At 38.8% G+C, this 8,304-nt stretch carries 7 protein-coding genes and 1 tRNA gene; 2 read left to right on the top strand and 6 right to left on the bottom strand.

The window, feature by feature from the left end:
- Positions 1–197: 197 nt before the first annotated feature.
- From QQK02_RS08405 to QQK02_RS08420, 4 genes are all read right to left on the bottom strand, one after another.
- A complete protein-coding gene (locus QQK02_RS08405; protein ID WP_284207552.1) occupies positions 198–1,970 on the bottom strand; it encodes a sensor domain-containing diguanylate cyclase in 1,773 nt (590 codons plus the stop codon).
- A gap of 136 nt (positions 1,971–2,106) precedes the next feature.
- A complete protein-coding gene (locus QQK02_RS08410) occupies positions 2,107–4,281 on the bottom strand; it encodes a prolyl oligopeptidase family serine peptidase (protein ID WP_284207553.1) in 2,175 nt (724 codons plus the stop codon).
- A 164-nt stretch (positions 4,282–4,445) separates the two neighbouring features.
- Positions 4,446–4,583, bottom strand: coding sequence for a hypothetical protein (locus QQK02_RS08415; RefSeq protein WP_284207554.1), 138 nt, complete (start codon positions 4,581–4,583; stop codon positions 4,446–4,448).
- The gene (locus QQK02_RS08420; protein ID WP_284207555.1) at positions 4,584–4,889 is read right to left on the bottom strand and encodes a response regulator; all 306 of its coding nucleotides are present in this window, start codon (positions 4,887–4,889) and stop codon (positions 4,584–4,586) included. It abuts the gene before it with no gap.
- Here QQK02_RS08420 and QQK02_RS08425 point away from each other — a divergent pair.
- On the top strand, positions 4,865–5,209 hold the full coding sequence (locus QQK02_RS08425) for an HD-GYP domain-containing protein (RefSeq protein WP_284207556.1): 345 nt from the start codon (positions 4,865–4,867) through the stop codon (positions 5,207–5,209). The genes QQK02_RS08420 and QQK02_RS08425 overlap by 25 nt on opposite strands.
- Before the next feature lie 11 nt (positions 5,210–5,220).
- Here QQK02_RS08425 and QQK02_RS08430 read toward each other — a convergent pair whose 3' ends face one another.
- Entirely contained in the window at positions 5,221–5,907 is a 687-nt protein-coding gene (locus tag QQK02_RS08430; protein WP_284207557.1) for a response regulator transcription factor, read from the bottom strand.
- Positions 5,908–6,142: 235 nt separating this feature from the next.
- Between QQK02_RS08430 and QQK02_RS08435 the strand changes: the two genes are divergently transcribed.
- The gene (locus QQK02_RS08435) at positions 6,143–7,786 is read left to right on the top strand and encodes a tetratricopeptide repeat protein (protein WP_284207558.1); all 1,644 of its coding nucleotides are present in this window, start codon (positions 6,143–6,145) and stop codon (positions 7,784–7,786) included.
- A 397-nt stretch (positions 7,787–8,183) separates the two neighbouring features.
- Here the strand turns inward: QQK02_RS08435 and QQK02_RS08440 are convergent.
- Positions 8,184–8,268 (bottom strand) — tRNA-Tyr (locus QQK02_RS08440).
- Between the last annotated feature and the right edge of the window lie 36 nt (positions 8,269–8,304).

Consider the following 8,304-nt stretch of genomic DNA (forward strand, 5'->3'; position numbering starts at 1 on the left):
TCTCTTTATGATATTACAACTCAAAAGGCTTAACTAATTGATAGTTAAGCCTTAAAAAATAGTCTTCGTTTCTAAAGGTTAATCACAGAATTCGCTAATCAATTTTTGTTGCTAAGTGGAGTTGTGTAGAAGCGTTGCTCAATTCCATAAATGTATATCACAACTTGATCAGGCAGTTTTCTCAAATCTAGCTTGCATTAACTCGCCATTATACAGGGTGCCAAACACACTTTATTTTTACCCGTGGTTTTTGCTTGATATAGTGCTTTATCTGCTTGATTAATCATATATTCTAGATCGACCTCTTGCAGAGGTTTTTCATTAAACTCACCAAATTCAGTGCCGGCTACGCCAATACTGACCGTCAATGTAAATGGCTTCACTTTATTAACAGCAACAGGCTGGCTTTCTATTTTTTCACGTAAGCGTTCGGCTTGAATATTCGCCTGACTTTGAGAAGTCTCGGGTAAAAAGATAATAAACTCCTCGCCGCCCCAACGTGCTGTAATATCATCTTTGCGAGCAATATCCTGAATAGAGCGTGCAACCTCTTTAAGCACAATATCACCACCGTAGTGGCCATAGGTGTCGTTTACTTGCTTAAAGTCATCGATATCAATAATCACAATCGCAACATCGCGTTGTTTACGAATAATATGGTGCCAAATTGGCGCACTAATTTCTTTAAAACCGTAGCGATTATTTAAGGCCGTTAAGGCATCACTTCGTGCGTGGTGCTCAGCTATCACCTTATCGCGTTTAGCCATTCTAAATTGACGCGCTAGAATCATGGCTAAAACGATAGCTTCAAATGCCATACCTACTTCTATCGCTTTAAAGGTGTAATCGTTGTACGGCACAAGAATACCCGCAACAGCTAACGAAGAAATGGTAATACATATCGCCGCAACTACTGAAGAGAATAGAAAAATAACGGCAAATGGTTTTTTCTCTTTTAAGGCATACCAACCCATCGCAATAAATAACGTAACAAAGCCACAATTGAGAATAAATGCCAAATTAATAGAGAAAACCAACTCGTCTAAAAAAAAACCAAACATCATACCCGTAGGGATAATGATGGTCGTTCTGATCACAAATTGATCTAGCTTAGGCGCATAGGCTTTGGTATCAAGTAGATGTCTAGCAAAGTGCAGCCCCGCCACACTATAAGTAATCATCAAAAATATGTCGGTCCAGTCTTGAAAATAAGGACCGTAATCTGGCGTGAAGACCGCATGAAGTTGTCCTGTATAAGACAAACTATTGATGACAAAACCAATTAAATAAAGGCTATAAAGACCGTATTCTTTTTGTCTAACAAACACAAACAAAACCAGATTGTATAAGCCCAACGCCAGCATAATGCCGTATAAGAAACCATATTGATAACCAGCAGCAATATCTCTGCTAATCGCTTTATCAACACGACTTAACCGAATAGGAATAGCCATTGGCCCTAACGACTCAACGCGCATGAATATCTGCGTTTTCCCAATATCGTATGTGTGTTCAAAAGCATAAAAGCGGTATTGCATCGGCCGTTCTTCAAAGGCCATCGCATCACCACCTCTAATGTGCCTGACAACCCGCCCATCTCTTACCAACCAGGTATCAATAATATCTAACCAAGGCGTTTCAACGGCGAGTCGATAATCTTGCACATTCTCTGGGTTTTCAATATCAAAGGTAAGCCAAACAGAGGAAACGCCAATACCTAAAGAAACGGAATCGTTGGTACTTTGAGTAGCATAGCCATCGCTAAAAAGCGCCATTGCATTATCTACACTGAGTCTTTGCTTCGTTTCTTGAAAATATAAAACAGACTTTCCGACAGCATTGTCTTTAATTTCATTCAAATTAACCGGCGCAGCTTGTAGGTGGTTTGAACTAATAAATAGCAACAAAACCAAAACGATAAGTTCAGTAAAGGTGGGAAAGCGAAACTTGATAAGTAATTTATTTAGCACGTTTCATTAGCGACTGTTAACAATATTAGTCGATTATAGTAGCAAATTAACCCTTTATTGACATAAAAGTGTATAAAAAAAGCAGCTATTGAAATGGATAGCTGCTTTGATTGGTAGGCTTAGAAAGTTAACAAATTTACTTCAATTTTTCTATGCCCATGTTATATAAAGTAAATCCGTAAATATCAGCATACTGGTCAATCGTCTTACTGATTGGTGTTCCCGCACCATGCCCTGCGTCTGTTTCTATACGAATTAATACTGGCGCACTGCCTTCATGGCTTGCTTGTAATTGTGCTGCATATTTAAATGAATGCGCCGGTACTACACGGTCATCATGATCACCTGTCGTGACCATAGTTGCAGGGTAGTCAGTACCATCTTTTAGGTTATGTAATGGTGAGTAGCCTAGCAAGTACTCAAACATTTCTTTATTGTCATCAGATTTACCGTAGTCGTATGCCCAGCCAGCACCTGATGTAAAGGTATGGTAACGAAGCATATCTAGAACACCTACCGCAGGTAGCGCCACTTGAAATAAATCAGGTCGTTGTGTCATCACTGCACCGACAAGTAAACCACCATTAGAGCCGCCCATAACCGCTAGCTTTTCTGAAGAAGTCACTTTTTTCTCGATGAGGTATTCAGCAGCAGCAATAAAGTCATCAAATACATTTTGTTTTTGAAGTTTAGTACCTGCGTCATGCCATTTTTTACCGTACTCTCCGCCACCACGTAAGTTGGCAACAGCGTATACACCGCCGAGCTCAAGCCATGCTGCGCGCGTAGAACTAAAACGTGGTTGTAAGCTAACATTGAAGCCACCATAGCCATATAAAATCGTTGGGTTGCTACCATCTAGTTCAATACCTTTTTTATGGGTAATGATCATCGGTACTTTTGTGCCATCTTTTGACGTGTAAAAGACTTGTTTTGATTCAAACTTGTCGCTATCAAACTGCACTTTAGATTTGCTATGAACAGCTGACTCACCGCTATCAACGTTAAACTTAAAAATAGTACTTGGTGTTTTTGAATTACTAAATGAGTAATAAATGTCTTTTTGCTCTTCCTTGCCACCAAAACCGCCAGCAGTGCCAACTTCAGGTAACGCTATATCGCGCACTTTCGTACCATCGGTTTTGTATTGCTGAATTAATGAGGTTGCATCTTTCATATATTTAGCAAATAGATATCCGCCACCCGTTGAAATAGAGAGTACGTTTTCAGTTTCAGGAATCACGTCTTGCCAGGCATCAGGTTTAAGATTAGAAAAGCTCGCCTTAACTACCCGTTTATTTGGCGCATTTAAGTTTGTTACAAGCAGTAAGTCATCACCTTCATTGTCTAAAACATAGGTATCAGAGTTTGGTTCATCTAATATGGAGATCAAGTCGCTTGATTGATCTTTTAAATCTTTAATGAACAAGCGGTTACCCGAAGTTGATACAGATGCATAAACAAGCAAAAATCTATTATCGTCGGTTACGTAGCCACTTACATACCGGTGTTTCTCAGCGTCAGTTCCACCAAACACAAGTGCATCTGTTGATTGTTTAGTGCCAATTTGATGATAATACAGTTTGTGTTGATCTGTTTTGGCTGATAACTCACTACCTTCAGGCTTGTCATAGCTTGAATAATAGAAGCCTTCGTTACCTACCCATGAAAGGCCACTGAACTTAATATCTATTAGTTCTTCTTCAATAATTTCAAGCGTTTTGGTATCAATGACACGTGCTTTTCGCCAATCGCTACCACCTTCTGAAATGAGGTAAACAGCTAGAGAGCCGTCTTGTGAAAATTCAATGCTTGATAGTGAAACCGTGCCATCTTCACTAAAAGTATTTGGATCAAGAAACACTTCAGCTTCACCCTCACCTTTTTGGCGATAAAGCACATACTGATTTTGTAAACCATCATTTTTATAAAAATAGGTATATTCACCTTCGATAAATGGCATGCCTACTTTTTCATAATCGAGTAAAGTCGAAAGACGTTCCTTGATGGCATCACGGTAAGGGATTTTATCTAAGTAGCTGTACGTGGTTTTGTTTTGAGCTTTAACCCATAGCGCGGTTTCTTCACTCATATCATCTTCTAGCCAACGATATGGGTCAGAAACTTTTGTACCAAAATATTCATCTACCACTGTACCTCTTTTAGTTTCAGGATAGTTTAGGGCAACTTGATGCGTTAATTCTTCACTTACCTTTTCAGCAGTGGTTGATGTTTCAGCTTGTTGACCACAGCCGCTAACGGTAAACACAACTGCTAATGCAGAAGCCAAGGTTGCTACTTTAAATTTCATGCGTATTCCAATGGGTTATTTTTCTTGTAGGATTAAGCAATCTATTGAAAAGGACAAGCAATGTCTATAAATGGACGATTGGTTTTTACTCTATCTGACGGGAATATTGTAACAAAAAATTAATGAAAAAATGTCAATGGATAACCAACAGGATTGGTACGCTGTTATGCTTTAGGTAGCTTAGCAATAACACGGGTTTCATTTTCCCTAGCATCTAACGCTATTGACCCGGCAAGGGTTTCACAAACCAATTTAGCGGTATACGTACCTAGCTCTAAACCGTTAATTTTGCCCTTCGTCACCTACTTGTCACAAAATTTATCTTTAACTTTATTTGGTACAGCGCCCGGATTAAAGACAGTAATTTCAAAAAATTGCGCATTACTTACCGATTCAAAAAATGACACTTTTGCTCCTCGGGGAGCCGCTTCTGTGGCAATTTGCGTACTAGTAAATGAACGATGTCGAATCCGATCAGTTGATTCATTTGCTCTAACTTTTATCAGTAACTCTTTACCGCTTTCATCAGGCAAAATCCAATCAGAAATAATTAAGTCGACATGACGAACTTGAATCACACGCTGTGATTGGTGCAGAGATACTATCAAGTCGCGACTCTGTCTTACTTAAAATGGCTGAAACCGTCGCGTTAACACATCACGAAAAGTATGATGGTTCAGGTTACCCTGCTGGTACAGAAGGTGAAGATATTCCTCTCATTGCTCGTATCCTCGCGATTGCAGATGTGTTTGATGCGGTAACCTGTGAACGTCCATACAAAAAAGCTTGGCCCGTTGAAAATGCAATCAACTTAATTAAAGAAGAACGTGGTAAGCATTTTGATCCACGTTTAGCCGATTTATTTATCGAATCACTTGATGAAATACTGGCGGTTAAAGCTGATTTTGTAGAAACTTTTAACGAATAATACCATGTCCATCAGCATTTAGATGGGCAGTTATATTGATAACCTTTGGTTCTTATCGAGCGAATAATATTAGTAGGTAAACCTGCCTCTTTTACCTTTTTACGGATACGTGCCACTTTTATATCAATAGAACGGTCAACACCATTGTATTGTAACCCTTTCAATATATGCAGAAGGTTTTGGCGTGATTGTGGTTTACCTTCATTAAGCGCTAAGTAATAAAATAGTTCAAACTCTTCCTGTGTAAATTGAATGGTAATCCCTTGGTACCGACATTCAAAGTTATTAGCATTAAATACCATACCATCATCTGACAATAGTTGTTCTGATAAGGGCTTATCAAACACTCTATCTAGACGTTTAACGCGTTGCAGCAATACCTCAAATGGTGCTGTTTTAGAAACGAAATCATCTGCACCAAGGTCAAAACAAGCAATTTCAATTTTAGGGTTATCGTTAGCTGTTAAAAAGATAATGCCACCATCGTAAAAAGCTCTAATCTCTTTGCAAACATCGTAACCACTTTTATCAGGAAGACCTATATCAAGCAGGATAAGATCAGGCGCTACAGACAAAATTTTACGCATCGCGATTGCACCATTGAATGCTTGAAACACTTCGTAACCATAAGCTTCAAATTGTTTTTTAAGCGTCGTTGAAACAATACTATCGTCCTCAACAATCAAGATTTTTTTCATTTTTACCTTACTCAATCTATGCTTAATAACAGTTGAGCTATTGTAACGCGTTTGTATGCCCTATGACTGTTAATAGATTGTATGCAAAACGTAATATTAAGTAGTACATAAACGTAATTAATGATGAGAACATTGATATTAGAATCATCAACTTATATATTTACATCTTATGCAAAGCATTTTCTCTTCAAATAGGTTGCGCGCTGTTCCTTAAGCCGCCACAGGATGTAACAGAATGACAACCCTTAATTTTGCCAATAAGCGTTTTTTGATTGTAGATAATATCAAGCAGTCTCGTGATACCTTAAAGCAATTTGCTTATTCCCTAGGTGATGTAAAAGTCGAGTCTGTCTCCTTCGCTAAAGATGCTATCTCAGCTTGTGAAAGCGTTGCTTACGATGTTGTTCTTCTCGGTTACGATCTGGGTGAAAATCAAAAAAACGGACAACAAGTACTCGAGGAGCTTAAAACTAAAAGCTTAATTCAACGACAATCAATTATCATCATCATAACTGCTGAAGTCTCTGAAGCTATGGTGTTGGCTGCGCTCGAGCATAAACCTGACGAATACATTGCTAAACCATATACACTGCAAGACCTTAAAAAGCGCTTATTACGCAGTTATGTAAAAAAGCAAAGTATGGCGAAGGTATACAGGGCACTTGATGAAGGCGATGAGAATAACGTCGTCGAGTTAGTTAAAGAAACGATAGCTAAAGGTACCCAATACGAATCGGAATGTATGGGGATTTTGTCTAGGCAATACTTCAACATGAAGCGATACGCTGAAGCGCAAGATATCTATTTAGAATATCAAAATGAAGCAAGTTGCACCTGGGCAAAAATAGGCTTAGGTAAAGTCGCTTTCGAAAACAAACAATTTGATAAAGCGGAACAATATTTTAAAGAAATTATTGAAGAGAACAATAGATACCTCAGCGCATATGATTGGCTTGCAAAAACCTATCAGGCGCAAGAAAATCATGCCAGTGCGCAGAACACGTTAGAAAGGTGTTTACTCATATCTCCAAGATCTGTTGGTCGCTTAAAACTCTACGCAAATGTATGTCTTGAAAATGAACAATTTGAAAAAGCGACAAACGCATTGAAGAAAACGAATGAATTAGCCTATCACTCGATTCATAATCATCCCGAGAATGCTCTTTTGTTTGCAAAGGCCGTGCTAGAACATATCCATGAAATGCCAATTGATCAGGCAAGAAAACTCAACAATAAAGTATTTAGCGCATTGAGTTTAATGACGAAGGACTTTGATGATGTTGAATTGAAAATCAGATCGCAATTATTGACAGCATGCCTTCAATTTACGACAAAAGAAAAACAGCCAGCTAAGCTCAGCCTAGTAGCCGCAGAAAAGCTTCTTGATAACCATCAGCATGATATGTCAACACAAGGAAAGCTAGAGTCTTCGCGAGCATTGGTGCGTTTAGACCGAGAACAGCGTGCTGCAAATATACTGCAACAACTTGCTCAAGATAATGCATCTGATGAAGACCTACTCAAAGAAATAGATTCGTGCCTAACGAAACCTATTAGCGACAATATTATTAAAGCACAGCAAGCAATAGAAATAGGCATGAGCTACTACAAGCAAAATCAATTCTCAGAAGCAGTTAATGAGCTATCTAGTGCTTTGCGGATTATTCCACATCATACAGGTTTAAAGTTAAACCTATTGCAAGTATTCCTTGTTGCCTATGAGAAAAGCCCTGTTGACGATAACTATATTCAAAGAGCCTCTGATATTATCAATGACATGGATAACTTACCTACCAGTAGTTATTCAACGTCAAGGTACATTGTACTTAAAGAAAAATATCAGCAACTCACCGATCATGAAGAAAGCGAAGAAGAGTAAACACCAACTTAATTTCTACCTGTATTATTAAACCTTCTAAATTCAATCCGATTTAGTATTTTTCTTAAGATATCGACTTCGTCAGTATGACTCAGTCAAAGCCTGTCATTGTGGCGAAGGCCGCAATCTCCGTTTATTCGAATATTCCCTGAGATACTGACCTTCGTCAGTATGACCAAAGGATAAAGACCTTCGTCAGTATGACTCAGTCAACGCCTGTCATTGTGGCGAAGTCACAGTCTGTCATTGTAGCGCAGGCCGCAATCTCCGTTTATTCAAATATTCCCTGAGATACTGACCTTCGTCAGTATGACCAGAGGATAAAAGGTGATCAGGAAATAGTTTTCAGGAGAGTAGAAACAAAAAAACCGTCTAATAAAGACGGTTTTTTTTAATATGGTGGAGGGAGGTGGATTCGAACCACCGAAGGCGGAGCCGTCAGATTTACAGTCTGATCCCTTTGGCCACTCGGGAACCCCTCCAAATAGGGTAAAGCCCAACTTTAAAGCTGGGCTTTG

The sequence above is a fragment of the Thalassotalea eurytherma genome (assembly GCF_030161415.1).
Classification (GTDB): Bacteria; Pseudomonadota; Gammaproteobacteria; order Enterobacterales; family Alteromonadaceae; genus Thalassotalea_G; species Thalassotalea_G eurytherma.

Bases quoted from the DNA above. Each gene is read 5' to 3' on its own strand.
- QQK02_RS08410 (WP_284207553.1), bottom strand. From the start codon at position 4,281: ATGAAATTTAAAGTAGCAACCTTGGCTTCTGCATTAGCAGTTGTGTTT.
- QQK02_RS08430 (WP_284207557.1), bottom strand. From the start codon at position 5,907: ATGAAAAAAATCTTGATTGTTGAGGACGATAGTATTGTTTCAACGACG.
- QQK02_RS08435 (WP_284207558.1), top strand. From the start codon at position 6,143: ATGACAACCCTTAATTTTGCCAATAAGCGTTTTTTGATTGTAGATAAT.